The following is a 244-nucleotide window of genomic DNA, read 5'->3' as shown; positions in this document are numbered from 1 at the left end:
ATTGCGAATGTATCACATGAACTTCGTACACCGATGGTAATGCTTCAAGGATATAGTGAAGCAATTTTAGATGATATTGTGCAAACGAAAGAGGAAATTAATGAGTTTGTTCAAATTATTTATGATGAATCTGTTCGTTTAGGTAAACTTGTAAATGAGTTATTAGATTTAGCCCGTATGGAAAGTGGACATGTAGAGTTACATATAGGTGAAGTAGATATTCATCCATTTGTCGAAAAAATTG

The 244-nt window shown here is 32.4% G+C and carries 1 protein-coding gene; it reads left to right on the top strand.

Annotated features, from left to right (window positions below):
- Positions 1–244: histidine kinase dimerization/phospho-acceptor domain-containing protein (locus tag SB775_RS32810; protein WP_410865474.1), on the top strand; the 244-nt coding region annotated here is incomplete at both ends.

It is taken from the genome of Peribacillus sp. SIMBA_075 (genome assembly GCF_046534585.1).
The sequence above is the reverse complement of the archived record's forward strand: the minus strand, read 5'-3'. Positions and strand labels throughout refer to the sequence as shown.